This is a genomic window from Devosia sp. GW821-FHT12F11 (genome assembly GCF_058806655.1).
In genome coordinates this window covers 211,702-238,308 of the sequence record NZ_JBXAPX010000007.1, presented here as the reverse complement: position 1 = coordinate 238,308, position 26,607 = coordinate 211,702, and the positions used below count along the sequence as shown (strand labels likewise).

Sequence of the window (26,607 nt, the reverse complement as noted above, 5' to 3'; positions counted from 1 at the left end):
CCCGCAAGCGGGAGGGGGCGCCCGACTGCCGCCTCAGCGGAAAGTGGGGGCGTGTTGCCGGTCCGCAGCGGTTGGCATATCGGTCTCAGCGAACTCGACCACGGAGGACCACCGCCATGCCCACACCCCGCCGCGTCTATCTCGGGGCGCTCGTCGTGGCGGCGCTGCTCGGCGGCTTCGGGCTCATCGCCGACGCGGTGACCGATGGCGATACGCTCGGCCTCGACAATGCGGTGCTGATGGCGCTGCGCACCCCTGGAGATCCGGCCGATCCGATCGGGCCGGCCTGGCTCGAGGAGGCGGTGCGCGACATCACGGCGCTCGGCAGCTTCTCGGTGCTCGGCATCATCGTCGTACTGGTGTTTGCCTATCTGCTGCTGGTGGGCAAGCACCGCACCGGCTGGTTCATGGTATTCGCGGTGGTGGGCGGCACCATCATCAGCACGGTATTGAAGATGCTGTTCGACCGGCCGCGGCCTGACCTCATCGGGGCCCCCGAGGTGTTCACCGCCAGTTTTCCAAGCGGACATGCGACGGTCTCGGCCGTGGTGTTCCTCACCATCGGCGCCATGCTGGCGGAATCATCGCCCGAGCAGCAGCTGAAGCGTTTCTTCGTCGGGGTGGCGATTGCGCTCACGCTGCTGGTCGGGGTGAGCCGGATCTACCTGGGCGTCCACTACCCCACCGACGTGCTGGCTGGCTGGTCGCTCGGCGCCGCCTGGGCCCTGCTCTGCACCACGGCCGCGCATTTTCTGCGGGAGCGGGCGGGGCGTTAGTCGCGATCTCGCAGTCGTCGCTTCCCCTCCCCCTTGAGGGGAGGGATTGAGGGAGGGGGTGGTTCTGTGATCACCGATGGACCCCCACCCCCAACCCCTCCCCTCAAGGGGGAGGGGCCGACTAATCCAGCCCCAGCGGATCAGCATCCAGCGGCCAGATCGGGCGGGTCAGGCGCTTGAACGGGAGCTCGGACCAGTTGGGGTTGCTGGTGCCCGGGGTGGCGACGAACAGCTGGGCCCGGGTGTTGGTCGTGAACAGGTCCTTGTGCTTGTAGAGGTTCTTGATCGAGACGACCTGCTTGTCGTCGAACGTTATGCCGTGCAGCGAGAACAGGCTAAGGGTGTAGAGATTGGTGCGCAGCGTCGTCAGCAGCACCTCGATGCCTTCGACCCGCACCACGGCGACATCGCCGATCTCGATGCGCTCGCCGGGCAGGTGGTCCTGGTGGGCGTTGCGCTTCAAAAACAGCACCTCGGCCTCGGCATCGAGCGGTGGGCCGGAATGCGGCTCGAACTTGCCGCCGATCCTGAGCTTCAGTTTCGCCCCGACCCCGACCTGGAAGCAGATCTTGACCGCCGAGGGATCCCAGAGCGGCGCCACGACGGCGTTGCGGATGCCGGCGTCGATGAAAGCCCTGAGCACATAGGTGGTGTCGCCGGGCGCGCCGCTGCCGATCTGGTCGGAGGTGTCGGCAATCAATAGCGGCTTGTCGCCCTTGAGCTTCGCCTGCTCGATCGCCTCCTTGAACGGGGTGAAGGGCAGCGTCGCCTGGGCGCGGATGCGGTAGAAGGCCTCGCCATAGTGTTTGGCGGCACGGTCGGCGATGGCCTGGTCGCGATCGGCGACCGCCAGCATCTTGGCGCCGGCCAGCGGTACGTCGGCCCAGGGGAAGCCGTGGTTGAGCGACAGCGACAGCACGCCGTCCTTGCCTTCCCCATCGTAGAGCGACTGGGTGAAGGCGATCATCGGGCCCTCCATGGTGGTCGGGAACAGCCCCATGGTCTTGCAATCGAACAGCGCCATTTTCGGCTCGATCTCGCCCTTCAGCGTGCGTTCCATCAGGGCGAACAGATCCTCGGCGCGCTCGGCGTGGTCGATATGCGGGTAAGTCTTGTAGATGACGATCAGGTCGGCATTGTCGACGATGGTGTTGTCGACATGACCATGCAGGTCGAGCTCGATGCCGATGCGGGTCGTCTCTCCCACCAGCGCGCGGGTGCGCTGTACCAGGTCGCCTTCGCAATCGTCGTAGCCGTCGGCGATCATCGCGCCGTGGAGGTAATAGAGCACCGCATCGACCGGGCCGGCAGCGCGCAGGTCGTCGAGGATGCGATCGCGCATCGCTTCGTAGTCGGCCTTGATGGTCGGGCCGGCCGGATTGGCGAAGGCGAAGAGGCTCTGGACCACCTCCCAGCCGCGCTCGAGACCGCGCTCGCGCCAGATCTGCGGCGGCGCCGACCAGGGCGAGGGGGCGAAGGTTTCGACATTGCGGTCGGCCCAGAAGCACTCCTTGAAATCGTCGATGCCGGTGGGGAACGAGGCGAAGGTGTTGGTCTCGGTGCCGAGGGTCGCGATGAACAGGCGCATGGCAGTGGCGGTTCCAGATGAAAGGGCTGGCGGCAGCTTGGAAGGCTGGCCCGAGAGGGTCAATCGCCACCGGTTCCGCAGCGTGGAACATCGGTGGTGGCATCGATCTCGCTGGAGGAGTGCGAATTGCTACAGTCGTTGCAAGAATCAGAACATGTTGGCGTGAGATTGTAAAATTGGAGTAGATCATGCTATGATGCTAATGGATAATAGCATGAGGCTGTCATGTCGAACTGCAGTCCGGATCGGGTCTGGCGCAGCCGGGCCATTGCCCTGCTCGAGGCCGAGGGCAGGCGTTCGGCGGATACGCATCTGATCGCGCTGAACCTGCCGTCGCTCGATGGCATCGACATCTACCTCAAGGACGAATCCTCGCATCCGACCGGCAGCCTGAAGCACCGGCTGGCGCGCTCGCTGTTCCTCTACGGCATCTGCAGCGGCCGAATCCGCGAGGGCGTGACGCTGGTCGAAGCCTCGTCCGGTTCGACCGCGGTGAGCGAAGCCTATTATGCCCGGCTGCTCGGGCTCGATTTCTGCGCCGTGCTGCCGCGCACCACCAGCGCCAGCAAGGTCGAGGCGATCGAGCAGCAGGGCGGGCGCTGCCATTTCGTCGAGCAGCCGGCGGCGATCTATGCGCGGGCAGCCGAGCTGGCGGCGGAGTGCGGCGGGCATTATCTCGACCAGTTCACCTTTGCCGAACGCGCCACCGACTGGCGCGGCAACAACAACATCGCCGAGTCGATCTTTCGGCAGATGGAGCAGGAGAGGCATCCGGTGCCGGAGTGGGTCGTGATGGGCGCCGGGACCGGCGGTACCTCGGCGACCATCGGCCGCTACATCCGCTATCGCTGTCTCGATACCCGGCTCTGCGTGCCCGATGTCGAGTTCTCCGCTTTCTATGACGGGTGGCTGCGGACCGACCGCACGGCTACGGCGTCCCGCGGCTCGCGCATCGAAGGGATCGGGCGGCCGCGGGTGGAGGCTTCGTTCATCGGCGAGGTGATCGACGAGATGATCCGGGTGCCGGACGCCGTGTCGCTGGCCGGCATGCAAGTCTTATCGCGGCTGCTCGGCCGCCGCGTCGGCGCCTCCACCGGCAGCAACTTTGTCGGGGTCTGCTGGGCCGCCAGCCGGATGCGCGACGAAGGGCGCAGCGGCTCGATCGTCTCGCTGATCTGCGACAGCGGCGAGCGCTATGCCGAGAGCTATTACAACCCGGCCTGGCTCAAGGCGCAGGGGCTGGATCCTGCGCCATATGTGGCGAGGCTTGAGAGCTTTGTCGCGGGTGGTGGTTTTGCGCCTGAGTTGTTGATGGAGTCAGCGGTGGCCAGCTGCGCGGCCTAGCTCCCTTCCCCTCAAGGGGGAGGGAGGCGATCGCCTCGGGCATCCAGTTTACCCGCGGAACCGCTACTTCCGCACAAACAGCCCACCCGCGCCCACCGACATATTTGTCAGCTCGCGCTCGCCCGAGCTCAGTCGCCAATCGAGCATCTTGCGGGCGTAGTCGAGCGCCACCTCGGTGTAAGCCGGGTCCTCGGCGAGGTTCAGCTGTTCGCGTGGGTCGTTGGCGATGTCGAACAACAGTGGCGGCAGGGCGGCGAAGTGGACGTACTTGAACCGGTCGTCGCGGATCGCCGCATAGGCGCACTGGTCGGAGGCGATGCCGAGCGCGGTTTCCGGCTTCTGGGTGCGCACGTCGCGGAAGTCGTGCTCGAAATACACCGCGTTGCGCCAGTCTGGCGGGGCCTCGCCGCGCAGGAACGGGGTTAGCGACGCACCGTCGCAACTGCGTGGAATGTCGAGCCCGAGCCAATCGAGCACCGTCGGCATCACGTCGATCGCCTGGGTGAACGCGGTGACGCGCCGGCCGCGCGCCGCGTCGGCCTCCGGCCGCGGGTCGCGGATCACCAGCGGCAGGTGGAAGGCTGCATCGAAGTAGATTTCCTTGCCCCAGACATAGTGCTCGCCCAGCACCTCACCGTGGTCGGAGGTGACGATGATCAGCGTGCGGTCATACTGGCCGGTGTCCTTCAGATGCTGGACGATGCGCCCCAGCTGCGCATCCACTTCAGCGATCAGCCCGTAATAGGTCGCCCGCATCTGGCGGATCTCGAGTTCGTCGGCGGCGACCAGGTCCTGAGGGTTGTGCTCGTCATAGGTGCTGGGCTGGCGGAGCGTCTCGATGGCGTAATCGAGCAGCGGGTGCTGCTTGCCTTCCTCAGACGGCGAGGCGGCGCGGATGGGGAATTCCACATCGGCGGGGTGCACCATGCCGTTATACGGCTCGGGCGCGATCAGCGGCGGGTGCGGGCGGTAGAAGACGAAATGCGCGAACCACGGCTTGTCGCGTCGCACCAGCAGCCACTTGAGGAACTCGTCGGTGAGGAAAGCGGTCTCGCTTTCCTCGGCCTTGAAGACGGTCGGGATGTAGCGGAAGCCACGATCGGCGGGCTTCTCGAACCCCGGACGAGGGCGGAACACATCGGCGCGGCCACCGGGGAGGTCGTAACCCTTGGAGATGAGGTCCGAGACCCACTGGTCCATGTCCTCGGGCAGGTGTAGCGGGGTCGAAAAGCCCGGCATTACCCCCTCGTCATAGGCAGTCAGCGCCGGGTCGTTCGGGTGCAGGCCGCGTGGATCGGGGGTGGTGTCGGTGTAGCCGAACAAAGCGGGGTCGTAGCCGGCCTTGCGCGCCTCGAGCGCGATATTGGTGTGGCGCCGATCGAGCGGCGTGCCGTTCCGCCCCGAGCGGTGGTTCATCAGGTACTGCCCGGTAAGGAGGCTGGTGCGCGACGGCCCGCACGGCGTGCACTGGCCGAAATGCCTGGTGAAGGTCACCGCGTCAGCCATCAGCGCGTCGAGGTTGGGCGTCCTGGCGTTCTTGTGCCCGAGCGCCGAGATGCAGTCGCCGCGCCACTGGTCGGCGCAAATCAACAGGATATTGGGACGGTCGGTCATCGGGCTCTCGGCTAGAGCGAGATCAGGAAAAGTTGCAGACTTTTCCGGTTCGATCTCGCGACAAAACAAGGACTGGAGCTGGAGTGCGGTTCAACGAACCGCAATTCTGCTCCAGCGGGAGCATTGATGCCCTAAAGTCGATGCTTCGGGGAGTAGGGGCTGTCGGGATTGACGTCGAAATCGACGCTCTCGATGCAGGACTGCAAGGCCGAATGGCTGCCGCCGGTGCGCCAGGGGCCATCGCGCAGTTCGACGTCGCTGACCTTGCTGAGGGTGAGGCAGCGCCACTCGCCGCCCGCCGGCAGCGCGCTGCTGGTGTCGCCACCGAACTGGTAGATCAGCGCCTTCTCCTCGCCACGCGTGTGCCCGAGGATCACCGCGCAGACTTCGCGGCGAAGGCCATTATAGGTGCAGACGATCTGCCGTCTTGCCGCCATCGCCTCGCGGAACAGCTCGTAGGTCGGGCTGGGCATCAGCAGGCCGGGACGTTGACGGCGAGGCCGCCCTGGCTGGTTTCCTTGTAGCGCTCACTCATGTCCTCGCCGGTTTGCCGCATGGTCTCGACGCAGATATCGAGCGACACCTTGTGCGTGCCGTCGCCCTTCATCGCCAGCGAGGCGGCGGTCACCGCCTTCACCGCGCCAAAGGCGTTGCGCTCGATGCAAGGGATCTGCACCAGTCCGGCAACCGGGTCGCAGGTCATCCCCAGGTGATGCTCGAGCGCGATCTCGGCGGCATTCTCCACCTGCGCGGGGGTGCCGCCCATGGCGGCGCAGAGTGCTGCCGCAGCCATGGCCGAGGCTGAGCCGACCTCGCCCTGGCAGCCGACTTCGGCGCCGGAGATCGAGGCGTTGTGCTTGATGATGCCGCCGATGGCAGCGGCGGTCAGCAGCATGTCATGGATGCTGGCCCGCGACGCGCCGGCCTCGAACTGCTGGTGGTATTTCAGCACGGCAGGAATGACCCCAGCGGCGCCATTGGTCGGCGCCGTCACCACGCGGCTGCCGGCGGCATTCTCCTCGTTCACCGCCATGGCGAAGACGCTGAGCCAGTCATTTCCGGCAAGCGGGCCGAGTTCGTTGCGCTGCCAGGCCGTCTGCAACTGCTGGTGGATCGCCTTGGCACGGCGGCTGACGTTGAGCCCCCCTGGCATGATGCCGTCGGTGCGCAAGCCCCGCTCGATGCAGCCATCCATCGCGGCCCAGAGCCGGTCGAGCCCTTGCTCGAGGGCGCGGCGGCCGATCCGCGCTTCCTCGTTGGCGCGCTTCATCTGGGCGATGGAGAGGCCGGAATCGCGGGCCATGGCAAGCATCTGAGCCGCATCGCCGAAGGGGTAGGGGACCTCGACCGCGTCGGCTTTGACCTCGCCGCGCGCCAGCTCCGCCTCGCTGACGACGAAGCCGCCGCCGATCGAATAGTAGACCCGGCGCAGCAGCAGCGCGCCGTCGGCATCATAGGCGTAGAACTGCAGCCCGTTGGTGTGGCCGGGCAGCCGCTCCTTCTTGTCGTAGATCAGGTCGAGCGCCGGCCGGAACCGGTAGGCCGGGTGTCCCTCGGGATGCACCATGCCCTCGGCCTCGACCCCGGCGACGATCGCATCGATCTGGTCGGGGTCGACGCTGTGGGGCGCGTAGCCGCAAAGCCCCAGCACCACGGCGCGGCCGGTGCCGTGCCCGACCCCGGTGAAGGCCAAGGAGCCATGCAGGCTCGCCTTCAGCGAAGTCACCACGGCGTGGCGCGGCCGTGGCCAATCGCCGGTGCGGAGCTCGTCGAGGAACCGGTTGGCGGCCGTCATCGGCCCAATGGTATGCGAACTCGATGGCCCGATGCCGATCTTGAAGACGTCGAAAACCGAGAGGAACATCAGGCCTCACATATGGTGCGGCCGCACCATAGCGGCAACGCCGCCGACCCGCTACTCGTGCGGCTTCAGCGTCTGCATCAGCTTGGTCGGATCGGTCGAGGGGGTCGGGATGGCGACGCCAATGGCGGTAAGGGTGTAGCGCACCCGGCGCAAAGCCTCGCGGCCGCGCGCGCCGAGCTTCTGCGCCACGCCCGAGGCGATGGTGTCGATCACCGCCATATGGGCGTAGCGCGACGGCGTCGGCACCAAGACGTTGTCATCCTCGGGGATGACGATGGGAATGACGATGCCGGCGGCCTTGGCCAGCGGGGAGCCGGGGCGGGTCAGCGCGATGGTGGTGGCGCCGAACGAGGCGGCGATCTGGATCGCTTCGACCACGGCTTTCGATTGCCCGCTATTGGAGATGGCGAAGGCCACATCGCCCGGCTGCAGGGTCGAGGCCGACATGCGCTGCTGGTGGCCATCGGTGTAGGCGGCAACCGGAATGCCGAGCCGGAACAGCCGGAGCTTGGCGTCCTCGGCCATTACCGCCGAGCCGCCGCCCTGGCCGTAGATATCGAGCCGGCGCCCTTCGGCGATGGCGTCGATGGCGCGGCCGACCGCGGCAGTGTCGAGCTGCTCGAGACAGGCCTGCACGGCATTGGCGGCGCGCAGCATCACCGATTGGGCGAGCTGGCCGATATCGTCGGAGAACACCCGGTCGGAGCGGAGATAGACCGCTGCCACCGTCATGGTGCTGGCGAGGCTGATCTTGAAATCGTTGAACGAGGCGCAGCCGACCGAGCGGCAGAAGCGGGTGACCGTCGGCTGGCTGACCCCGGCTTTGGCTGCGAGATCGGCGATGGTCAGCCGCGTCGCCGCTTCGAAATCGAGCTGCACCGCCGCTGCCACCTGTCGCTCGGCCGGCGACAGCTCGGGCTCGGCCCGCTGGATGCGCGAGACGATGTCGATGGCCGGTTCTTCGGTTACGTCCCTCGCAGCGCGCCTCTGCATGTCGATCGCTCCAGCTCTGAAATTCAATTACAGCATTGCGCCGGATGTGACCAGATCGATCGTCGGCCGATCCACAGGGTGGAATGCCTCCATGTGGTTAGCGAGGGCCATCCGATAGCAGGAAGCCTGTCTTGTTTAAGACTTTTGGCGGCTGGCGCAGAATCCGGTTGCGAGCCTTTCGGTTCTGTAACATGATTTCAGAATTGGGGAGTTAGGCAGGGGAGCAGCGTCATGGCGACATTCGAGTTCGACCATGTGGGGATCACGACGACGGTGCCCCAGCCCAGGGAAGACTGGGTCGAGGCAAGCCGGATCTGGGTCACCAACCCGCGCCATCACCCCGAGCATATCGAGTTCCTGCGCTACGAGCCGGACAGCACGGTGCCGGCCGAAGTGCGCGACAACCCACATGTCGCCTATCGGGTCGATGACCTCGCGCCGCACCTTGCCGCACCCGGCGTCGAGATCCTGATCCCGCCGTTCATCGTCGGCGATTTCCTCGAAGTGGTGTTCGTCAAGAAGCACGGCATGGTGTTCGAGTACATGCGCTACCTGAAGGACGGATGGTTCGGGAATTGAGGGGCATACTCATCGCGTCCAGCCAAGAACGGTGTGAGAGCGCCTGCCACGCTGATGAACTGTTGCACGCTGATGAACTGTTGAAGGAGCAAAAATGACCGCCGCATTCACCGGCAAGACCATCGCCATCACCGGCGCCGCGGGCGGCATCGGCCAGTGGCTCTGCCGCTTCTTCGGCGAGGAAGGCGCGACCATCGCGGCGCTCGATCGCAGCGACAAGGTGCACGCGCTGGCCGAGACGCTCGGCAAGGACGGCATCACGGTGAAGCCGGCGGTGGCCGACATCGCCGATGCGGCCTCGGTAGCTGCTGCGTTCAAGGGGTTCGGCGAGGTGCACATCCTCGTCAACAATGCCGGTATCACGCGCCACGCCACCTTCGAGAAGACCGACCCGGCCGGCTGGGACGAGGACATGGCCGCCAATGTCGGCGGCGCCTATGCCTGCGCGCATGCGGTGCTGCCGCAGATGGTGGAACGGCGCTCCGGAAACATCGTCAATGTCGGTTCGGTCAACGGCCTCGCGGCCCTGGGCGATCCGGCCTACAGCGCCGCGAAGGCGGCGATGATCTCGCTGACCCGCTCGCTGGCGCAGGAATATGGCCGTTACGGCATCCGCGCCAATATCGTGTTGCCCGGTACGGTACGCACCCCGGTCTGGGACGAGCGCAAGGCCAAGGATCCGAACGTGTTGAAGACACTGGAGCGCTGGTACCCGCTCGGTCGCATCGTCGAGCCCTATGAGGTGGCGCGGGTGATCGCCTTCCTCGCCTCCGATGCGGCCAGCGCTGTCACCGGCGCGGCGATCCCGGTCGATTGCGGGCTCACTTCGGGCAACATCGTGATGGCGCGCGAGCTGACGCTCGAGGATTTTTAGGCAATCTCATTTGAGGGGGTAGTTTTGGACAAGCTGCGTATCGGCATTATCGGGCTCGGCTGGTTTGGGGAAATCCACGCCGAGACCATCATGGGCGTGCCTAACCTCGAACTGGCGGCGCTCTGCACCCGCACCGAGGATCGGCTCACGGCTTTGGGCGACAAGTTCGGCGTCAAGAAGCTCTATCGCGACTATCACGACATGCTCGCCGATCCGGAGATCGACGCGGTGTCGATCTGCACCATGTGGGACCAGCATACCGAGCTGGCGATCGCCGCGCTCCAGGCCGGCAAGCATGTGTTCCTCGAAAAGCCGATCGCTTCGACGGTCGAGGACGCCAACAAGATCATCGCCGCCTCGAAGGGGGCCAAGGGCATCCTGTTCATCGGCCATATCGTGCGCTTCAACCCGCGCTACCGGATGGCGAAGCAAGCGATCGCCGAGGGCCGCATCGGCAAGGTAGTGGCGCTGTCGTCGCGCCGCAACATCCCGGCCGCCTGGACCCCGACCATCCTCAACAAGATCGGCCCGATCGTCGGCGACGCCATCCACGACACCGACATCATGCTGTGGCTGACCGGCGACAAGATCGTCTCGGCTTATGCGCAGACGGTCGACGTGCGCGGGCTGAAGCACCCCGATATCGGCCAGACCATGTTCCGCTTCGCCGGCGGCGCCACCGCGACGCTCGAAACGGTGTGGTGCATGCCGACGCAGACGCCGTTCGATATCGACGAGCGCATGTCGATCATCGGCACCGAAGGCATCATCCACGTCCAGGACACCTTCCCACCGCTCGGCATCGTCGATGCCAACAAGCTGCACTCACCCGATATCACCTATTGGCCGATGTTCGACGGGGTGCGCGGCGGAGCGCTGCGCGAGGAGTTCAACTATTTCACCGGCTGCGCCCTGAGCGGCACCACGCCGAAGATCGGCGTGCCGGAAGATGCCGCGGCGGCATTGCAGGCGACGCTGGCGGCCGAGGAGTCGGCGCGGACGGGGAATGTGGTGCGGATTGGGTAGTGGGGCCAACCTCACCAGGGCTGGGCTCCCCTCCCCCTTGAGGGGAGGGGTTGGGGGTGGGGGGCCATCGGTGATCACCGCACCACCCCCTCCCTCAATCCCTCCCCTCAAGGGGGAGGGAGGCGACGACTGATAGCGCCGTGACCTAGCCTAAGCCTCAGTGCTCATGCCCGTGATGCCCGCCGATGAGGAAGCTCTCCTCGAACGGGCGGCGGCTGACTTCCATCGACTTTCCGCCCAGGTACACCGACACCGGCTGCAGCAGGCTCGACCCCTGGCGGCGTTTGCCGACCACGTCCTGGAACATGTAGTTGCTGTCGTATTGCTTGAGCACAGTGATGTCGGCGACGGCGCCGACGCCGAGGTGGCCGAGTTCGGGCCGCCGGATCGCCAAAGCCGGGCGGTTGGCCGACATGCCGATCACTTCGGGCAGCGACAGGCCGCAATTGAGCAGCTTGCTCATGGTGTGCAGCAGGTCGTAACCCGGGCCCTCGACGGCAATGACATGCACGTCCGACGAGATCAGGTCGGGCTTGAAACCATCCTGCAATGCCGCTTCGGCGCTGTCATAGCCGAAGGCACCCATGCCGTGGGCGATGTCGAACAGCACGCCGCGTTGCCGCGCCTCGAGCACCGCGTCGATCACCTTGCCGTCGGGGCCGATGGCCGAGTTGGGGTCGGGGCGGTAGCAATGGGTGAGAATGTCGCCTGGGCGCAGCATGTCGACCACGTCGGCATAGCTCGGCGGCGCGGTGCCGATATGGGTCATCAGCGGCAGGTTCAGCGCGTTGGCGGCCTCGAGCGCCATTTCCAGGGCGCCGAGCCCCAGTTCGCCGGTGACCGGGCCGCCGATGCGGACCTTCACGCCGATGATGCGGTCGCGGTTGGCCTCGACCTTCTGGACGCATTTATCCACCGGCAGCATCGAGCGCAGCGTCGCCTCGCCGATCGAGACGCCCTTGTCGAAGCCGAAAATGCCGGGGAACGAGATGTTGAGGAAGGCGAAGATCCGGTAGGGCGAATGGATCATCACGTAGTCGCGAAAGCCGTCATAATTGCCGGCGCCGGCGCTGCCGGCATCGACCAGCGTGGTGCAGGCGGAACGGCGGGCGATGAAGCCGGGGTCGACGCTGAGTGAAGTCGCCTTGTGGTAGACATGGGTATGGATGTCGATCAGCCCCGGCGCGACGATGGCGCCGCTGACATCCTCGACCCTGGCCCCCGATGTCGCGAGGTCCTTGCCGACCGCGGCGATCCTGCCGGCCTTGATCGCGACATCGAGCACCCCGTCGACGCCGTTGCGCTCATCAAGGACGCGGCCGCCCCTGAGCACGATATCGAAGCCCTGTCCGGCTGCCGGTGAAGTCATCGATGGTCTCCGCTTGGGGAATGGGGCGACAGCGGCGGGCAACTGCCCGCCGGGTTCCATCGCGTGAGTGAGTTGGCTCAGGCCAGTTCGACGACGCGCTTCTCGTTGATCGACTGCTCGGCGGCAAGCACGATCCTCAGGCTGTTCACCGCCGCATCCATCGACTCGGTGAGGTCGAGATCCTCCTGGATGGCTTTCAAAAAGAACGCCTGCTCGCGGTCGCAGAGCTCCTGGTGGTTGGGCTCGTCGGTCATGACGAAGATCTCGTCTTTGCGGACGAAGCTCTTGTCCCCCGGCTGCACCTCGGCGTGGTGGTACTGGATGGCGTCGGTCTTGGTATGCTGGTCGATATTGGAGGAGTCCGACACGCCTTCCTTATGCGCCTTGGGGTTGGGGACGATGGAGACGGCGCCCTTGGGGCCGACCACGTCCTTCACGAAATAGGCAACCTCGCTCATCATCGGGCCCCAGCCGGCTTCGTACCAGCCGACCGAACCGTCATCGAACTCGACATGCAGGTGGCCGTAGTTCTGCTTGTCGGCTTCGGCCCAGAGCTTGGCGCCGATGCCGTGCACGCGCACCGGCTTCGCCTTGGTCATCTGGCACATCACGTCGACATAGTGGACGCCGCAATCGACGATCGGGATCAGCGAGTCGATCAGGTTCTTGTGCCAGTCATAGGTCGGGCCGCCCGACTGCTGGTTGAGGTTGAGCCGCATGACGAGGGGCTTGCCCAGCGTCTGCGCCAGTTCGGTGAACTTCATCCAGCTGGGGTGGACGCGCAGGATATAGCCCAGCACTAGCTTTCGGTTCTTCTCGCGCGCCAGCTTCACCACCGCTTCGGCGTCGGCAATGTTGGTGGCGAGCGGCTTTTCCATGAACACATGGGCGCCGGCATTGATCGCCTTGATGGCGTATTCGGCATGGCTGTTGGGCCAGGAGTTGATCGACACCGCGTCGGGCTTGGCCACCCGCAGCGCCTCGTCATAATCCTCGAACAGCGGATAGCCCTTGAGCTCGTCCGGAACGGGCTTGGATTTGATCGAGCGGCTCATCAGCCCGACGATCTCGAAGCCGGGATTGCGGTGATAGGCGCTCGCATGGGAGGCGCCCATATTGCCGAGCCCGACGACCAGAACTTTTACCGTGTTGGCCATCCGGCCCTCCCCATCCGCTTATGCGTGCTCGGCCGTCTGGCCGATCGTTGAACTCGAAAACCCGCAACCTTCACCCCTGTCATTCCCGCGAAAGCGGGGATCCACCTCTCCGCAGGCGCGTGGGGCTAAATGGATCCCCGCTTTCGCGGGGATGACGCCGGTGAAGGGGCGCTTGAAGGGTGCGGGCGGCCAGCGTCGTCCGCACCCCGAAGTCACATCAGATCAGGCCGGCACGGCCTGATCGAACAGGTGCGCCTTGACGTTGTCGACGTCGATCGCCTTGAAGGCGTCGCTCAGCGCGTAACCATCGGCATCGGCCTTGACCTTGTCGTGGTCGAAGTCGTTGGCGGCGGCGATGCAGTCGTTGGTGCAGACGTCCTCGGCCTTTACCGGCTTGGTGATCTGCTTGAGCTCATAGATCTTGTCGAAGAAGGTCTGCCAGGCCGCCATGTCGTGGTCGCCCCAGCCCTTGCGCTTCGACATGTCGCCGCGGAAGACGTTGATCTGCTGCAGGATCGAGGTAGTGCCCAGCTCCGGCCCGATATTGGAGGCGAGAGTCGGGAACTGCTCGAACACCGCCTCAACCGCGGCGCGCGGGTTGTGGTAGGCGAACTCGAGACCCATCGCCCAACCCTTCAGATACTTGTCGAGGAAGGCCTTCTTGTCGGGATCGTCGAGGTCGGCGGCGCGGACCACGAAGGTGTTGGCAAAGAGCGGCGACTTCTGCACGCCCAGCCAGTACTCGAACTCCAGCCCGTTGCCGATCCACTCGGCGCGCAGGCCCTCCCAGCTCAGCGCGGCATCGCCCTGGCCGGCGGCCAAAGCCGTGCCCCAGGTCGGCCAGCCGGCTTCGACATATTTCACCTTGGTGATGTCGACGCCCTGCACGGCCAGCATCGGATCGACGATCGACTGCCAGGCGGCAGAGCCGAGGAGGATGGTCTTGCCCTCGAGCGTCTTCAGGTCATTGGTGCCGGTGCCCTTGCGGAAGGCGAGGCTGAAAGTGTCGAGCGCGCCCATGTGGAAGGCCGACTTCAGCTTCATGCCGTTTTCGAGCGCGAACGAGAACACGCCCGGCGAGGGGAAGCCCATATCGGCCTGGCCGACATCGACGAACTTCACCGTGGCGGTGCCGTCGGACGGGCCGGGCTGCATGTCGGTCGCCACCTCGAGGCCATCGAAATAGCCCATCTTCTTGCCGATCCAGTACGGATAGTCGTCGAGCACTTCGAGCGTGCCGCGCGGCGAGATCCAGGTGAACTTCGGATAGGGCGCGGCGCTGGCGCGGCCGATGCCGCCGAGCGCCGCAGCGGTTACCACGCCGGCGGCGGAAACCGTGAGGAAGGTGCGGCGGTTCATGCCGCCTGAGAACTTGGTCATTCAATCATACCCCTGTTGATGGATCGTCCCGTAGTCCTTGTTCCTGCCGCCATTCCCTCCGGCGGCAGGCAGTGCCTCAGGCCTCCCAGCTCGCGTATTTCTTCCCGAGCAGGAAGAAGAGCACGTAGATCAGGATGCCCAGGATGGAGAGGATCAAGACCACCGCGAAGAACTGCGGCATCTGGATCATGGATGAGTAGGAGGTGAGCCGGTTGCCCAGCCCGAAACCGCCGCCGACCATTTCGGCGCCGACCGCGGTCAGGAGCCCGAAGATCGAGCCGACCATCAGGCCGACGAAGATCATCGGCAGCGCCATCGGAGCGCGCACCTTCCAGAAGATCTGCAGGGTCGAAGCGCCATAGGAGCGAGCCAGCGCGATCTTGCCGCGGTCGACCCGGCGGAAGCCGGTGGCGGCGTTGATCATCACCATCGGGCCGGAGGCAAGCGCCACGGCGATGATGCGCGGCTCGTAGCCGAAGCCGAAGCGCAGGATCAACAGCGGCACCAGCGCCAGCATCGGCGTCGTCACCAGCAGCAGGATGTAGGGCGTGATGATCTTTTCGGCGAAGGGGAACTGGGTAATCACCGCCGCGAGGATCAGCCCGACCACGGCGCCGATGCCGAAGCCGACGAACAGCTCGACCAGCGTGTGCCCCAGATGCGGCAGGATGAACGGGAAGTCGGTATAGAGCGCGACAGCGATCTCGCTCGGCTTGGGCAACACGTATTGCGGCACGGCAAAGATGTTCAGCAGCACTTCGGTGCCGCCGACGATGAACACCGCGACCAGCACGATCGCCAGCACCTCGCCCATCGACTTGATGCCGGGGCCGGAGGTGAGGGCGGACATGTTGGTGATGCCGACCTCGCTGGCGCCGCCGGCGGATTTCTTGAATTCGGGAATGGCGTCGGTTTCGCTCATCTGATCCTCACTGCACCGCGACAGGCGCCGAAGCGGCGGATGCTATCGGCAGCGCGGCTGCCTGAGGGAAACGGCTCTGCTGCGTGCCGACGATTTCCGCCTTGATGGCGTTGGTGAGGTCGAACACCTCCTTGGTCGACATGATCTCGAGCGAGCGCGGTCGCGGGAACGGCACCTCGTGGATATTGGCGACCCGGCCGGGGCGCGGGCTCATCACCACCACGCGGTCGGAGAGGAAGATGGCTTCCTCGATCGAGTGGGTGATGAGGACGATAGTGGTTTTGGTATCGAGCCAGATTTCCTCGACCAGCCGGTTCATCTCCTCGCGGGTGAAGGCGTCGAGGGCGCCGAACGGCTCGTCCATCAGCAGCACGGAGGGTTTGTAGCTCAGGGCGCGCACCAAGGCGGCGCGCTGCTGCATGCCGCCCGAAAGCTCGCGCGGGAAGCGCCCGCCAAAACCTTCGAGGCCGACGCGGTTCAACAGCTCGTCGATCCAGACGCGATCTGGCTTGGTGCCCTTGATCTCGAAGGGGAAGTTGATGTTGGCGTCGAGATTGCGCCAGGGCAGGAGGTTGGCCTCCTGGAACACCATGCCGATCTCGGGGTTGGGGCCGGTGACCGGCTTGCCGTCGAGCAGCACTTCGCCGGAGGTGAGGCCGTGCAGCCCCGACATTGACCATAGCAGCGTGGTCTTGCCGCAACCGGAAGGGCCGACGATCGAAACGATCTCGCCGTCCATCACATCGAGCGAGCAGCGATCGATCGCCAGCAGGTCGCCCGAGCGGGTGTTGTAGACCTTGGTGGCCCCCTTCACCCGCAGTTTCGGTTGCTTCAACTCCTGAGCTGTCATCGCCCCTCGCGCTGCCCCGTACCAGACTATGGAACGGCTTCCGGGCGCTCCCTGTTGCGCCCTCATCCCCGTCCGGAGCCAGTGTGTAACTATCCTACTTTCTGAGTCAAGCGGCTGTCAGACTAGTTTCATCGTTCGAAGATAACTGCCGCTTTCCCGGGCATCTTGATGCTTGCGTCGCGTGTAAGTTTCCTACATTGTGCCAAGGAAACGGGCGGCGGGACACCGCGGGCGAGGCGTTTTCCGGGGTAGGGCTTTAGCTGGTCAGAAATGATAGAAGTCGCGTCAGACCCAACAGCCGGAAGGCCGGATATGCGCAAGCCCAAGCGCGATGACAGCGAAGCCTACGCCAAGCCGATCCCCGACATCCTGTCGCAGATCAAGGATTCCTACAGCGAGCTCAGGCCGGCCGAACGCCGGGTCGCCGACGTGGTGCTGGCCGACGTCACCTTCTCGGTCGATGCGTCGAACGCCGAGATCGCCAAACGCGCCGAAGTCAGTGAGCCGACCGTCACCCGCTTCTGTCGCGCCATCGGCTGCGACGGGGTGCGCGACTTCAAGCTGAAGCTGGCGCAGAGCGTGGTGGTGGGGCGGCTCTATCTCGCCCCGGCGCCGCCGGCCGGCGAGGTCAGCGCCAATGCCTCACCGCTGTGGACCGAAGTGTTCGGTGAGGCGCGCAACGCGCTCAACCTCGTCGAACGGCAGATCGATCCGCTCGATGTCATCGCCGCAGCCGAACTGGTGGCCAGCGCCCACCAGGTGCTGGTGTTCGGGCTGGGGGGCAGTTCGACTTCGTTGGCGCTCGAAACGCAGAACCGGCTGTTCCGCTATGGTGTGGTGGTCAGCGCGCATTCCGACCCCTACGTGATGAAGATGACGGCTTCGACGCTGAAGCCGAACGATCTGGTGATCGCCATTTCCGGCACCGGCCGCACCCGCGAAGTGGTGGAGGCGGTGCAACTGGCCAAGCACTACCGGGCCAAGGCGCTGTGCATTACCGCCCCCGACACCGACCTTGCCGCCACCGCCGACGTGGCGCTCACCGTCGACATTCCGGAATTCCCCGATCCGCTGAAGCCCACCGCTTCGCGCTATGCATTCCTCGCCATTATCGACCTCGTTTCGAGCGCGGTCGGCACCAGGCTCGACCCCGATGCTCGGGAGACGCTGCGCCGGATCAAGTACACCGTGCTGAACCATCGCAAGGGCCGGGTGCTGGAGCCATTGGGCGACTGAGTTTTCTGCTGGTGTTTTTCTGGCGGCGGCCCGCCCGTCGCCCATGGTTGGGGTCTATTTCATGCACGATACTGCACCCGTGGCAGCGGCGACGGCCTGGCTCGCCATGTTCAGCGAAACACTGGCGGAGGGCGACGTCGCCGCGACGCTCGAGCTGTTCGCCGAGGATTGCTACTGGCGCGACATCGTGGCGTTCACCTGGAACGTCAAAACCATGGAGGGCAAACCCGCCATCGCGGCCATGCTCGAGGCGACACTCGGAGGCACCAGCCCATCGGCGTGGCAGGTCACCAGTGCCTCGGGCGGGCGGGCGGAGCCGCTCGAGGCGTGGTTCAGCTTCAAGACCAGCGTAGGGCAGGGGCAGGGCATCTTCACGCTCGAAGCCGGCAAATGCCGCACCATCCTCACCACGCTGCAAGCGCTCGACGGACATGAGGAGGCGATCGGCTTCACCCGCCCCATGGGCGTGCGCCATGGCGCCGACCGCAATCGGGAGACGTGGTCGGAAGCGCGGGCGCGTGAGGAAGCCGCGTTCGGCGCCGGCGCCGACCCTTATTGCCTGATCATCGGCGGTGGGCAGGGCGGGATCATGCTGGGGGCGCGGCTGAAGCAGCTCGGCGTTCCCACTGTCATCGTCGAAAAGAACATGAGAGCCGGCGACTCCTGGCGCAACCGCTACCGCTCGCTCGTCCTGCACGATCCGGTCTGGTACGACCACCTGCCCTATATTCCGTTCCCGGCGCACTGGCCCGTCTTCACCCCCAAGGACAAGATGGGCGACTGGCTCGAAATGTACGTCAAGGTGATGGAGCTCAGCTACTGGGGCGGCACCGAGTGTATCTCGGCGCGCTTCGACGCAGCCGAGCAACGCTGGACGGTCGAGCTCAAGCGCGACGGCAAGCCGATCACGCTCCGCCCCACGCAACTGGTATTCGCCACCGGCGCCTACGGGCCGCCGAAGTTCCTGAACCTCGCGGGTGCGGGCGAGTTCAAGGGCGAGATTCTCCACTCCAGCCAGTACGCGGACGGGGCGAAGTACAAGGGCAAGAAGGTGGTGGTGATCGGCGCCGCCAGCTCCGGGCACGATGTTTCAGTCGACCTCTGGGAGGCTGGCGCCGACGTCACCATGGTGCAGCGCTCGCCGACCACGGTGGTGCGCTCCGAGACGCTGATGGAGCTCGCCTTCGACACCTATTCCGAGGCGGCGGTGGCTGCCGGAATCGACGTCGACACGGCCGACATGCTGGGGGCCGCGACACCCTTTGCGCTGCAGCCGGCAAAGCAGAAGGCGCTTTACGACAAGATCCGGGTCCGCGACGCGGCATTCTACGACAAGCTCAGCGCCACCGGGTTCCTGCTCGATTTCGGTCCTGACGAAACCGGGCTGATGATGAAGGCCTACCGAACCGGCTCGGGCTACTATGTCGATGTCGGCGCGTCGCAGCTGATCATCGACGGTGAGATCAGGATCAAGGCAGGGGTGGAGATCGAGACGCTCACCCCCACAGGCATCCGCTTTGCCGATGGCACCGAGATCGCCGCCGACGTCATCATCCAGTCGACCGGCTTCCAGTCGATGCACGAGGTGGTGGCCAAGCTCGTGTCGCGCGAAGTGGCCGACGAGATCGGTACCTGCTGGGGGCTGGGCTCCGGTACGCGCAACGATCCGGGCCCGTGGCACGGGGAGTTGCGCAACATGTACAAGCCGGTGGCCCAGCAGAACCTGTGGTTCCAGGGCGGCAACCTGGCACTCAGCCGCTTCTTTTCGAAGTTCGTCGCCCTACAGATCAAGGCCCGGATGGAGGGTCTTGCTACCAAACAGTACGGCACTCCATTGTAATTGAGCTATTGCCGACTCCCGTCGGTCGCGAGATTGTTAACTGCGCCCGGTACTTAATCGGCTGCATCGACGTTGCCAGAGCATTTCGTGTAATGCTGTAAGTCTTAGATTGGTCGCGCTTTCGAACAGGAAGAGTCTGCACCTTTTTCCTGAAAGCGCTCTAGGTGGACGACATGGAGGTTGGAATGAAACGCCTTCTCCCCGTAGTGGCCGCGACTGTGACACTGCTCCTCGCCGGTCCCGCCCTCGCCCAGCCGCTCGAGATCATCGTGCGCGGCGGCACGCCGACTTACCTGCCGACGCCGCTGCCCGATGGCGGCGACTATGTCTACGGCAACCCCGGCAATCCGAACTTTCCGAACTTCGACCCGGCGGCCGCAGCGATCAACGCCGAGCTCGCCATCCATCCGCGTTCGCGGCTCCGGCCGAACAACCTGTGGCTGGTCAGTTCGCTGGGCAACCGCTCCGGCTCGTGGACCGAGCATATGGAAGCCTGTCAGGCGGCGTTCTCGAGTTACGACCCGGTCAGCGACACCATTATCGCGGGTGGCCTGCCGCGCCGCTGCCCGCTCTGAGCGAGCGCAGCTCGATCTTGCGCTGGGGGTTGGTCACTCGAGAGCACCGGGGTGGTTATGCACAGCCGCGTGCCGCACGGCCGCCACTATTATCTGCCCGATCGGCAGCCGCGGCCCCCGCGCCATCAATGACTTAGCCGCGGTGACATCGTACCGTCATCGAGGTGTCACGGCTCGTTCATCGGGCTGAAATCCAACCGTCAAGGTCTCCGACTAGGAGTGCGCCGCTCGAGAAATCGACCGACATTCCCTGTTCCTTGGAGACTCAACATGAAATCCAATTGGCTGCTCAGCGCAGCTCTGGCGGCGACCGCCCTGACTTTTGTGGCTTCGCCGGCTGCCGCTGCGACCAAGTTCGAGTTCTGGTACGGCCTTTCCGGCGACCTGAGCGAGCGCATCCAGGACATGTGCAAGACCTTCAACGAGTCGCAGAGCGACTACGAGATCGTCTGTGTCAGCCAGGATAATTACGACAACAACCTGCAGAACACGATCGCCGCGTTCCGCGCCAACAAGCAGCCGACCGTCACCCAGATCTTCGACGCCGGCACGCTCGACCTGATGCTGTCGGACGCCTTCGTCCCGGTGCGTCAGCTGATGGAAGAGAACGGCTACAAGATCGACTGGGCGAACTATTTCGCCGGCGTCGGCTCGTACTACTCGACCTCGACCGGCGAGCTGCTGTCGATGCCGTTCAACTCCTCGACCGCGCAGATCTATTACAACACCGACGCGCTGGCCAAGGTTGGCTTCGAAGGCATTCCGGAAACCTGGAGTCAGGTCGAAGACGTTGCCCGCAAGATGAAGGCCGCCGGCTATGATTGCCCGGTGGCGTTCGATCCGGCCGGCGCCTGGCAATGGTTCGAGCAGTTCGAAGCCATCCACAACCAGCCGATCGCGACGCTCGGCAACGGTTTCGGCGGCCTCAACGCCGAGATGGTGGTGTCCAAGGGCAAGTTCGTCGACCAGCTGACCTGGATCAAGAAGATGTATGACGAAGGTCTCTTCGTTCATAAGTCCAAGGATGCCGGCGAGACCGCCAACGACGCCTTCGTCAACGGCAAGTGCCAGATCACCTCGTCGTCGGTGGCCGACCACGGCACCTTCGGCAAGCAGGCCAAGGAAGGCGTGCACTGGACCAACGCCATGCTGCCGATGCTCGACGGCTTCGAGCGCCACAACTCGTTCGTGGGCGGCGCTTCGCTGTGGACACTGAAGGGCAAGTCGGCTGAAGAGTACAAGGGCGCCGCGGCGTTCTACAACTTTCTCGCCACGCCCGAGCAGACCCAGTGGTGGTCGACGGTCACCGGCTACATCCCGGTCACCAATTCCGGCTTCGAAGCCATGAAGGCCGCCGGCTTCTATGACGCCGCTCCCTACAAGGGTCGCGAGCTGGCCATCAAGTCGCTGACCATGCCGGCCGGCGAGAACACCCGCGGCATTCGCCTCGGCGGCTATGCCTCGATCCGCGCCGAGATGGTCAAGACCATCCAGTCGGTGCTGTTCAACAACGTTCCGGTGCCGCAGGCGCTGGCCGATTTCGACGCCAAGGGTAACGAAATCCTCCGCCGCTTCGAAGCGACCTACGCCGGCAAGAGCCTGCTCTAAGCTTTCGAAACTGATCGTGGCACGGACGGCGAGAAGCCGCCCGTGCTCACCTATTTCTGGGGCGGACCGAGATGGAACGACGCGCTTACTACAAGAACCCGGTGCTGCCGTGGCTGCTGATCGCGCCGCAGCTGTTACTGGTGGCAATCTTCTTTTACTGGCCGACCTCGCAGGCGCTCTACTGGGCGTTCACGCTCGAGCAGCCCTGGGGCGGCGGCAACAGCTGGGTCTGGTTCGACAACTTCCTCGCCATCTTCCGTGACCGCGACTACTGGAGCACGGTGCTGCGCTCGGGCGTCTACGCGCTGATCACCACGGGCCTGTCGATGAGCGTGGCGCTGACACTGGCCGCCTTCGTCGACCGTTCGCTCAAGGGCACCAAGCTCTTCCAGTCGATCTATGTGTGGCCCTATGCCATCGCGGCGCCCGCCGCCGGCGTCGCCTTCCGCTTCATCTTCGCACCGGAATCCGGCCTCGTCGGCTCGATCAACGACATCTGGCCGGGCATCTGGGACCCTTCGACCAATGGCGTCCAGGCGCTGGTCATGGTGATGATCTGCCATGCCTGGCTCGGCATCGGCTACAACTTCATCTTCTTCCTCGCCGCGCTGCAGATGATCCCGCGCTCGATCTCGGAAGCCGGGGCGATGGATGGGGCGCGGCCGTTCCGCCGCATGCTCGACCTGCAGCTGCCGCTGATCGCGCCGACCGCGTTCTTCCTGTTCATCATGAACATCATCTCGAGCTTCACCGACAGCTTCGGGCTCATCGACACCATGACCGAGGGCGGCCCGATCGGGCAGACCGAGGTGATGGTCTACAAGATCTATTTCGATGGCTTCAAAGGCCTCGACTATTCGGGCGCCGCCGCCCAGTCGATCGTTTTGATGCTGCTCGTCATCGGCCTCACGTTCATCCAGTTCAAATGGGTCGAACGTCGCGTCCACTACCACTGAGGCACGCCATGATCGAACGCTCACCGTTCTTCGATTTCTTCACCTATGTGGCGATGGCCATCGGGGCCGTTCTCGTCATCATTCCATTCTGGATCACCTTCGTTGCCGGCAGCCAGTCGCTGCAGGAAGTGAGCCAGGTGCCGATCAGCCTATTGCCCTCCAACCACCTGTGGGAGAACCTCCAGGCAGCCTGGGCGCGCGGCGATCTCGGCCCCAAGATGCTCAACAGCCTGATCGTCGCGGTCGGCGTCACTGTCGGCAAGATCACCCTGGCCTCGCTCTCAGCCTTCGCCATCGTGTTCTTCAACTTCCGCGGCCGGATGATCTGCTTCTGGCTGATCTTCATCACGCTGATGCTGCCGCTCGAGGTGCGCATCGTGCCGACCTACGCCATTGCGGCCAATGCGCTGCTGCCGTTCCAGGTCATCCTCGATACGCTCGGCATCAGCTGGCTGGTGCAAGCTGCCAGCGGCATCCAGGTGTCGCTGAACTGGAACCTGCTCAACTCCTATACCGGCCTGATCCTGCCGCTGGTCGCCACGGCGACCGGTACCTTCCTCTACCGGCAGTTCTTCATGACCATCCCGGACGAGCTGGTCGAGGCCAGCAAGATGGATGGGGCGCATCCGATCGAGTTCTTCTTCGATGTGCTGCTGCCGCTGAGCCGCACCAATATGCTGGCGCTCGCCACCATCATGTTCGTGGGCAGCTGGAACCAGTACCTGTGGCCGCTGCTGATCACCACCGACCGGGCCAATTTCGGCACCGTGGTGATGCAGTTGAAGGCCCTGATCCCCGCACAGAACGGCACGCCAGACTGGAACGTCACCATGGCCGGCGCGCTCATCATCATGCTTCCGCCACTGCTCATCGTTGCGTTCATGCAGCGCTGGTTCGTGCGTGGCCTCATTTCCCGCGACAAGTGACCGGAGATTAGTTCGATGTCCCAGATTTCCATCAAGGGCGTGAAGAAGGTCTACCAGAAGACCGAAGTGATCCACGGCGTCGACGTCGCCATCGAGGCGGGCGAGTTCGTCGTCATCCTCGGGCCGTCCGGCTGCGGCAAGTCCACGCTGCTGCGCATGATCGCCGGGCTCGAAGAGATTTCCGCCGGCGAGATTTCGATCGGCGGCAAGGTGGTCAACCAGCTCGAGCCGCGTGAGCGCGGCTGCGCCATGGTGTTCCAGAACTATGCGCTCTACCCGCATATGACGGTGCGTCAGAACATCGGCTACTCGCTGAAGGTGGCGAAGCTGCCGAAAGCCGAGCGCGATGCGCGGGTGATGAAGGTGGCTCAGTCGGTGTCGCTCGATCCCTATCTCGATCGCCGCCCAGGTGAGCTTTCCGGCGGCCAGCGGCAGCGCGTCGCCATGGCCCGCGCCATGGTACGCGAGCCCAAGGTGTTCCTGTTCGACGAACCCTTCTCCAACCTCGACGCCAAGCTCCGCGTTGCGATGCGCGCTGAAGTCCGCCGCCTGCACCGCGATCTCGGCGTCACCTCGGTATTCGTCACGCACGACCAGACCGAGGCGATGACGCTGGCCGACAAGCTGATCATCATGAATGCCGGCAACGTGGAGCAGATCGGCAAGCCGACCGAGGTCTACAACAACCCGGCCAGCCGGTTCGTCGCCGACTTCATCGGTTCGCCCGCCATGAACCTGTTCGAAGGTGAGTTCGATGCCGAGGGCCATTTCGTCCACGGCGCCGGCGGCAGGATGAATGTCAGCCAGCTCAACGGCGTGCGCGTCCCCGGCCGCAAGGTAGTGCTGGGGGTTCGTCCCGAGGGCGTGCGCCGTACCGGCGCCGATGCCTATGGCGCCATCCCCGCCGTCGTTGACTATGTCGAGGAGCTGGGCGCCTCGCGGCTGATCCACGCCGACGCCAATGGCAGCCGCATCGTCGCGCTGGACAACGACACCAGCGAGATCAAATCCGGCACGCCGGTGCATCTCAGCCTCGCCGACAGCGCGCTGCACCTGTTCTCGCTCGAAGACGGGCGCCGCATCTCGCACTGACGGCGGCAGCCAGGCGCATCTAGTTCCACCCCTGGAGACATTTCATGAGCAACATCATTGCGACCGGCTTCAATGTCGGCTCGGACAACGGCGAGTTCGCCACCCTGGAAGACGATATGCGCGCGCTCAGCGAGATGGGCGTCGACACCGTCGAGATCGGCGTCACCAGTCTCGACCTGGTCGCTGGCGGCCGGATCATCAAGGAGCGTCACGAGGCGCTGCTGGCGCTGACCCGCCAGTTCGATTTCCGCTACACCGTGCATGGCCTCGTTTCATCCAACTTCATGGATCCGGTGACGCAGCGCTACCAGATCGACGCCGCCAAGGCGCTGGTCGAGGTGTCCAACTCGATCGGTGCCGGTATCCTGGTGCAGCATGGCGGGAACCTTCGCGCGGAAGCGATCGCCGATTGGGCCGGCGCCGATGTGCGCGAGCGCGAAGCGCTCACCGAACTCGCCGATTTCGCCCGCCCGCATGGCGTGCGTATCGCGCTCGAGAACATCTTCACCACCGAACTCGGCCAGTATCGCCAGACCCCGACCGAGGTGGCCGAGACCGTCAAGGCGGTGAACCATCCAAACGTCGTGGCGCTGATCGACTTCAGCCACGCCTATATCGAATCCACCTTCAAGGGCCTCGATTTCCGGGCCGAGATCCGCGCCATGGCGCCGGTCGCGGGGCACCTGCACCTGCACGATTCTTTCGGCCGCCCGCAGGGCTTCTACAAGCCGTTCCATCCGGCGGAAAACACCGCGATGGGCATCGGCGACCTGCACATGCCGCTCGGCTGGGGCGATATCGCCTGGGACGACATCTTCGCCGAACTCAGCTTCCTGCCCGACACCGTCGCCATGATGGAAATCGGTCGCCGCTACCGCCGCGAGCAGCCCGAGAGCCTAGCGCGGGCCAAGTCGCTGGCTGGCCTTGCCGACGCTCCCGCGGCAGTCGCCGCGGAGTAACCCACGCAGCCGGCGTCCGACCCGGGCGCCGGCAACTTGCTTCGCTCCCGCTCGTTCGTGCACCATGACCGGCAACGAGAGGGAGCGACACGATGGGTTTCGGGATTTCGGGCGTTTACTGCGCCGCGGTGACGCCGCTCAATGTCGATCTCAGCCCGGATCTCAAACGGCTCGGCGCACACTGCCAAAGCCTGCTCGCCGAAGGCTGCCACGGCATCGCGCTGTTGGGCACCACGGGCGAAGCCAACTCGTTCTCAGTGGCTGAGCGCCAGGCCATCCTCGAGGGCGCGCTCAACGCCGGGATTACCCCGGAGCAGCTGGCGCCGGGCGTCGGCGTCGCCGCGATCCCCGATACGGTGGAACTCACCCGCCACGCGCTGAGCCTCGGTATCACCCGCGTGGTGATGCTGCCGCCGTTCTACTACAAGGGGGTGAGCGACGATGGCATCTTCGCCGCCTATGCACGGATCATCGAGTCGGTGGCCGATCCGCGGCTGAAGCTCATCCTATACCACATCCCGCAGACCTCGGCCGTGCCGCTCAGCCGGCCGCTGGTGACGCGGCTGATTGCGGCGTTTCCCGACACCGTCGTCGGGCTCAAGGATTCGTCGGGCGACTATGGCAACATGCAGGGCCTGGTGCAGGACAATCCCGGTTTTGCGGTGATGGTCGGCGCCGACCCGCTGTTGTTGCCGTTCCTCAAGATCGGCGGCGCCGGTTGCATCACCGCGACGTCGAACCTCGCGGCACGCGCGTTGCGCACCATCTACGACCACCATGCCGACCCCGATCGTGCGACCGAGGTCGATGCCGCGCAGGGGCGGATCGAGGCGGCGCGGGCGATGCTCAACAGCTATGGGCAGATCCCGACCATCAAGGCCGTGCTGGCGGAGCGTGATGGCGACGACGGCTGGAGCCGGGTGCGGCCGCCGCTCATGCCGTTCGCAGCCGAGAAGCTCGGTGAGCTGCGTGAGCGGGTGACGGCGCTGCCGGAGGCTCAAGGGCGGGGCTAGTTTCTCCGAACGCGCATCCAGCACGATTGTCATCCCTGCAAAAGCAGGGACCCATCTCACCCCTTG

General features: G+C 65.0%; 24 protein-coding genes. 14 read left to right on the top strand and 10 right to left on the bottom strand.

Going from position 1 to position 26,607, the window contains the following annotated elements:
- The first annotated feature begins 116 nt into the window (after nt 1-116).
- Nucleotides 117-776, top strand: a complete 660-nt coding sequence (locus tag AC1ROK_RS20865; protein WP_492850473.1) for a phosphatase PAP2 family protein — start codon at nt 117-119, stop codon at nt 774-776.
- Nucleotides 777-897: 121 nt separating this feature from the next.
- Here AC1ROK_RS20865 and AC1ROK_RS20860 read toward each other — a convergent pair whose 3' ends face one another.
- Entirely contained in the window at nt 898-2,364 is a 1,467-nt protein-coding gene (locus AC1ROK_RS20860; RefSeq protein WP_492850471.1) for a M81 family metallopeptidase, read from the bottom strand.
- A gap of 225 nt (nt 2,365-2,589) precedes the next feature.
- Between AC1ROK_RS20860 and AC1ROK_RS20855 the strand changes: the two genes are divergently transcribed.
- Nucleotides 2,590-3,708 carry a PLP-dependent cysteine synthase family protein gene (locus AC1ROK_RS20855; RefSeq protein ID WP_492850469.1) on the top strand — a complete coding sequence of 373 codons (1,119 nt, stop codon included), beginning with the start codon at nt 2,590-2,592 and terminating at the stop codon, nt 3,706-3,708.
- 63 nt (nt 3,709-3,771) lie between these two features.
- Here the strand turns inward: AC1ROK_RS20855 and AC1ROK_RS20850 are convergent, their stop codons facing one another.
- The 4 genes from AC1ROK_RS20850 to AC1ROK_RS20835 form a co-directional block, all read right to left on the bottom strand.
- Nucleotides 3,772-5,322, bottom strand: coding sequence for an alkaline phosphatase family protein (locus tag AC1ROK_RS20850; protein WP_492850467.1), 1,551 nt, complete (start codon nt 5,320-5,322; stop codon nt 3,772-3,774).
- A gap of 131 nt (nt 5,323-5,453) precedes the next feature.
- The gene (locus AC1ROK_RS20845; RefSeq protein ID WP_492850465.1) at nt 5,454-5,795 is read right to left on the bottom strand and encodes a hypothetical protein; all 342 of its coding nucleotides are present in this window, start codon (nt 5,793-5,795) and stop codon (nt 5,454-5,456) included.
- Nucleotides 5,795-7,186, bottom strand: coding sequence for an L-serine ammonia-lyase (locus AC1ROK_RS20840; RefSeq protein WP_492850463.1), 1,392 nt, complete (start codon nt 7,184-7,186; stop codon nt 5,795-5,797). Before AC1ROK_RS20840 ends, AC1ROK_RS20845 begins: the two co-directional genes overlap by 1 nt.
- Nucleotides 7,187-7,237: 51 nt before the next feature.
- Entirely contained in the window at nt 7,238-8,179 is a 942-nt protein-coding gene (locus AC1ROK_RS20835) for a MurR/RpiR family transcriptional regulator (protein WP_492850461.1), read from the bottom strand.
- A 231-nt stretch (nt 8,180-8,410) separates the two neighbouring features.
- Here AC1ROK_RS20835 and AC1ROK_RS20830 point away from each other — a divergent pair, with 231 nt between their 5' ends.
- The 3 genes from AC1ROK_RS20830 to AC1ROK_RS20820 all read left to right on the top strand — a co-directional run bounded on the left by AC1ROK_RS20830 (nt 8,411) and on the right by AC1ROK_RS20820 (nt 10,658).
- A complete protein-coding gene (locus tag AC1ROK_RS20830; RefSeq protein ID WP_492850459.1) occupies nt 8,411-8,758 on the top strand; it encodes a hypothetical protein in 348 nt (115 codons plus the stop codon).
- Between the two features lie 94 nt (nt 8,759-8,852).
- Complete coding sequence (locus tag AC1ROK_RS20825; protein WP_492850457.1) at nt 8,853-9,632, top strand: SDR family oxidoreductase; 780 nt, start codon at nt 8,853-8,855, stop codon at nt 9,630-9,632.
- A gap of 24 nt (nt 9,633-9,656) precedes the next feature.
- The gene (locus AC1ROK_RS20820) at nt 9,657-10,658 is read left to right on the top strand and encodes a Gfo/Idh/MocA family protein (protein ID WP_492850455.1); all 1,002 of its coding nucleotides are present in this window, start codon (nt 9,657-9,659) and stop codon (nt 10,656-10,658) included.
- Nucleotides 10,659-10,815: 157 nt separating this feature from the next.
- Here the strand turns inward: AC1ROK_RS20820 and AC1ROK_RS20815 are convergent, their stop codons facing one another.
- The 5 genes from AC1ROK_RS20815 to AC1ROK_RS20795 form a co-directional block, all read right to left on the bottom strand.
- Complete coding sequence (locus tag AC1ROK_RS20815; RefSeq protein ID WP_492850453.1) at nt 10,816-12,027, bottom strand: amidohydrolase/deacetylase family metallohydrolase; 1,212 nt, start codon at nt 12,025-12,027, stop codon at nt 10,816-10,818.
- Between the two features lie 77 nt (nt 12,028-12,104).
- A complete protein-coding gene (locus AC1ROK_RS20810) occupies nt 12,105-13,184 on the bottom strand; it encodes a Gfo/Idh/MocA family protein (RefSeq protein ID WP_492850451.1) in 1,080 nt (359 codons plus the stop codon).
- Between the two features lie 222 nt (nt 13,185-13,406).
- A complete protein-coding gene (locus AC1ROK_RS20805) occupies nt 13,407-14,564 on the bottom strand; it encodes an ABC transporter substrate-binding protein (RefSeq protein ID WP_492850449.1) in 1,158 nt (385 codons plus the stop codon).
- 76 nt (nt 14,565-14,640) lie between these two features.
- The gene (locus tag AC1ROK_RS20800) at nt 14,641-15,486 is read right to left on the bottom strand and encodes an ABC transporter permease (protein ID WP_492850447.1); all 846 of its coding nucleotides are present in this window, start codon (nt 15,484-15,486) and stop codon (nt 14,641-14,643) included.
- Between the two features lie 7 nt (nt 15,487-15,493).
- Complete coding sequence (locus AC1ROK_RS20795) at nt 15,494-16,321, bottom strand: ABC transporter ATP-binding protein (RefSeq protein ID WP_492850445.1); 828 nt, start codon at nt 16,319-16,321, stop codon at nt 15,494-15,496.
- 327 nt (nt 16,322-16,648) lie between these two features.
- Between AC1ROK_RS20795 and AC1ROK_RS20790 the strand changes: the two genes are divergently transcribed.
- From AC1ROK_RS20790 to AC1ROK_RS20750, 9 genes are all read left to right on the top strand, one after another.
- Nucleotides 16,649-17,572 (top strand): MurR/RpiR family transcriptional regulator, encoded by a 924-nt coding sequence (locus tag AC1ROK_RS20790; protein WP_492850443.1) that lies wholly within the window; start codon nt 16,649-16,651, stop codon nt 17,570-17,572.
- Between the two features lie 61 nt (nt 17,573-17,633).
- Nucleotides 17,634-19,412 (top strand): NAD(P)-binding domain-containing protein, encoded by a 1,779-nt coding sequence (locus tag AC1ROK_RS20785; RefSeq protein WP_492850441.1) that lies wholly within the window; start codon nt 17,634-17,636, stop codon nt 19,410-19,412.
- Nucleotides 19,413-19,597: 185 nt separating this feature from the next.
- Nucleotides 19,598-19,987 (top strand): hypothetical protein, encoded by a 390-nt coding sequence (locus tag AC1ROK_RS20780; RefSeq protein ID WP_492850440.1) that lies wholly within the window; start codon nt 19,598-19,600, stop codon nt 19,985-19,987.
- A gap of 270 nt (nt 19,988-20,257) precedes the next feature.
- Complete coding sequence (locus AC1ROK_RS20775) at nt 20,258-21,595, top strand: extracellular solute-binding protein (RefSeq protein WP_492850438.1); 1,338 nt, start codon at nt 20,258-20,260, stop codon at nt 21,593-21,595.
- 71 nt (nt 21,596-21,666) lie between these two features.
- Entirely contained in the window at nt 21,667-22,551 is an 885-nt protein-coding gene (locus AC1ROK_RS20770) for an ABC transporter permease subunit (protein ID WP_492850436.1), read from the top strand.
- Between the two features lie 8 nt (nt 22,552-22,559).
- A complete protein-coding gene (locus tag AC1ROK_RS20765) occupies nt 22,560-23,477 on the top strand; it encodes an ABC transporter permease subunit (RefSeq protein ID WP_492850434.1) in 918 nt (305 codons plus the stop codon).
- 15 nt (nt 23,478-23,492) lie between these two features.
- Complete coding sequence (locus AC1ROK_RS20760) at nt 23,493-24,569, top strand: ABC transporter ATP-binding protein (protein WP_492850432.1); 1,077 nt, start codon at nt 23,493-23,495, stop codon at nt 24,567-24,569.
- A 44-nt stretch (nt 24,570-24,613) separates the two neighbouring features.
- On the top strand, nt 24,614-25,528 hold the full coding sequence (locus AC1ROK_RS20755; protein ID WP_492850430.1) for a TIM barrel protein: 915 nt from the start codon (nt 24,614-24,616) through the stop codon (nt 25,526-25,528).
- Between the two features lie 92 nt (nt 25,529-25,620).
- Nucleotides 25,621-26,541, top strand: coding sequence for a dihydrodipicolinate synthase family protein (locus AC1ROK_RS20750; protein WP_492850428.1), 921 nt, complete (start codon nt 25,621-25,623; stop codon nt 26,539-26,541).
- The last annotated feature ends 66 nt before the right edge of the window (nt 26,542-26,607 follow it).

Bases quoted from the DNA above. Each gene is read 5' to 3' on its own strand.
- AC1ROK_RS20865 (WP_492850473.1), top strand. From the start codon at position 117: ATGCCCACACCCCGCCGCGTCTATCTCGGGGCGCTCGTCGTGGCGGCG.
- AC1ROK_RS20860 (WP_492850471.1), bottom strand. From the start codon at position 2,364: ATGCGCCTGTTCATCGCGACCCTCGGCACCGAGACCAACACCTTCGCC.
- AC1ROK_RS20855 (WP_492850469.1), top strand. From the start codon at position 2,590: ATGTCGAACTGCAGTCCGGATCGGGTCTGGCGCAGCCGGGCCATTGCC.
- AC1ROK_RS20850 (WP_492850467.1), bottom strand. From the start codon at position 5,322: ATGACCGACCGTCCCAATATCCTGTTGATTTGCGCCGACCAGTGGCGC.
- AC1ROK_RS20845 (WP_492850465.1), bottom strand. From the start codon at position 5,795: ATGCCCAGCCCGACCTACGAGCTGTTCCGCGAGGCGATGGCGGCAAGA.
- AC1ROK_RS20840 (WP_492850463.1), bottom strand. From the start codon at position 7,186: ATGTTCCTCTCGGTTTTCGACGTCTTCAAGATCGGCATCGGGCCATCG.
- AC1ROK_RS20835 (WP_492850461.1), bottom strand. From the start codon at position 8,179: ATGCAGAGGCGCGCTGCGAGGGACGTAACCGAAGAACCGGCCATCGAC.
- AC1ROK_RS20830 (WP_492850459.1), top strand. From the start codon at position 8,411: ATGGCGACATTCGAGTTCGACCATGTGGGGATCACGACGACGGTGCCC.
- AC1ROK_RS20825 (WP_492850457.1), top strand. From the start codon at position 8,853: ATGACCGCCGCATTCACCGGCAAGACCATCGCCATCACCGGCGCCGCG.
- AC1ROK_RS20815 (WP_492850453.1), bottom strand. From the start codon at position 12,027: ATGACTTCACCGGCAGCCGGACAGGGCTTCGATATCGTGCTCAGGGGC.
- AC1ROK_RS20810 (WP_492850451.1), bottom strand. From the start codon at position 13,184: ATGGCCAACACGGTAAAAGTTCTGGTCGTCGGGCTCGGCAATATGGGC.
- AC1ROK_RS20805 (WP_492850449.1), bottom strand. From the start codon at position 14,564: ATGACCAAGTTCTCAGGCGGCATGAACCGCCGCACCTTCCTCACGGTT.
- AC1ROK_RS20800 (WP_492850447.1), bottom strand. From the start codon at position 15,486: ATGAGCGAAACCGACGCCATTCCCGAATTCAAGAAATCCGCCGGCGGC.
- AC1ROK_RS20790 (WP_492850443.1), top strand. From the start codon at position 16,649: ATGCGCAAGCCCAAGCGCGATGACAGCGAAGCCTACGCCAAGCCGATC.
- AC1ROK_RS20785 (WP_492850441.1), top strand. From the start codon at position 17,634: ATGCACGATACTGCACCCGTGGCAGCGGCGACGGCCTGGCTCGCCATG.
- AC1ROK_RS20780 (WP_492850440.1), top strand. From the start codon at position 19,598: ATGAAACGCCTTCTCCCCGTAGTGGCCGCGACTGTGACACTGCTCCTC.
- AC1ROK_RS20775 (WP_492850438.1), top strand. From the start codon at position 20,258: ATGAAATCCAATTGGCTGCTCAGCGCAGCTCTGGCGGCGACCGCCCTG.
- AC1ROK_RS20770 (WP_492850436.1), top strand. From the start codon at position 21,667: ATGGAACGACGCGCTTACTACAAGAACCCGGTGCTGCCGTGGCTGCTG.
- AC1ROK_RS20765 (WP_492850434.1), top strand. From the start codon at position 22,560: ATGATCGAACGCTCACCGTTCTTCGATTTCTTCACCTATGTGGCGATG.
- AC1ROK_RS20760 (WP_492850432.1), top strand. From the start codon at position 23,493: ATGTCCCAGATTTCCATCAAGGGCGTGAAGAAGGTCTACCAGAAGACC.
- AC1ROK_RS20755 (WP_492850430.1), top strand. From the start codon at position 24,614: ATGAGCAACATCATTGCGACCGGCTTCAATGTCGGCTCGGACAACGGC.
- AC1ROK_RS20750 (WP_492850428.1), top strand. From the start codon at position 25,621: ATGGGTTTCGGGATTTCGGGCGTTTACTGCGCCGCGGTGACGCCGCTC.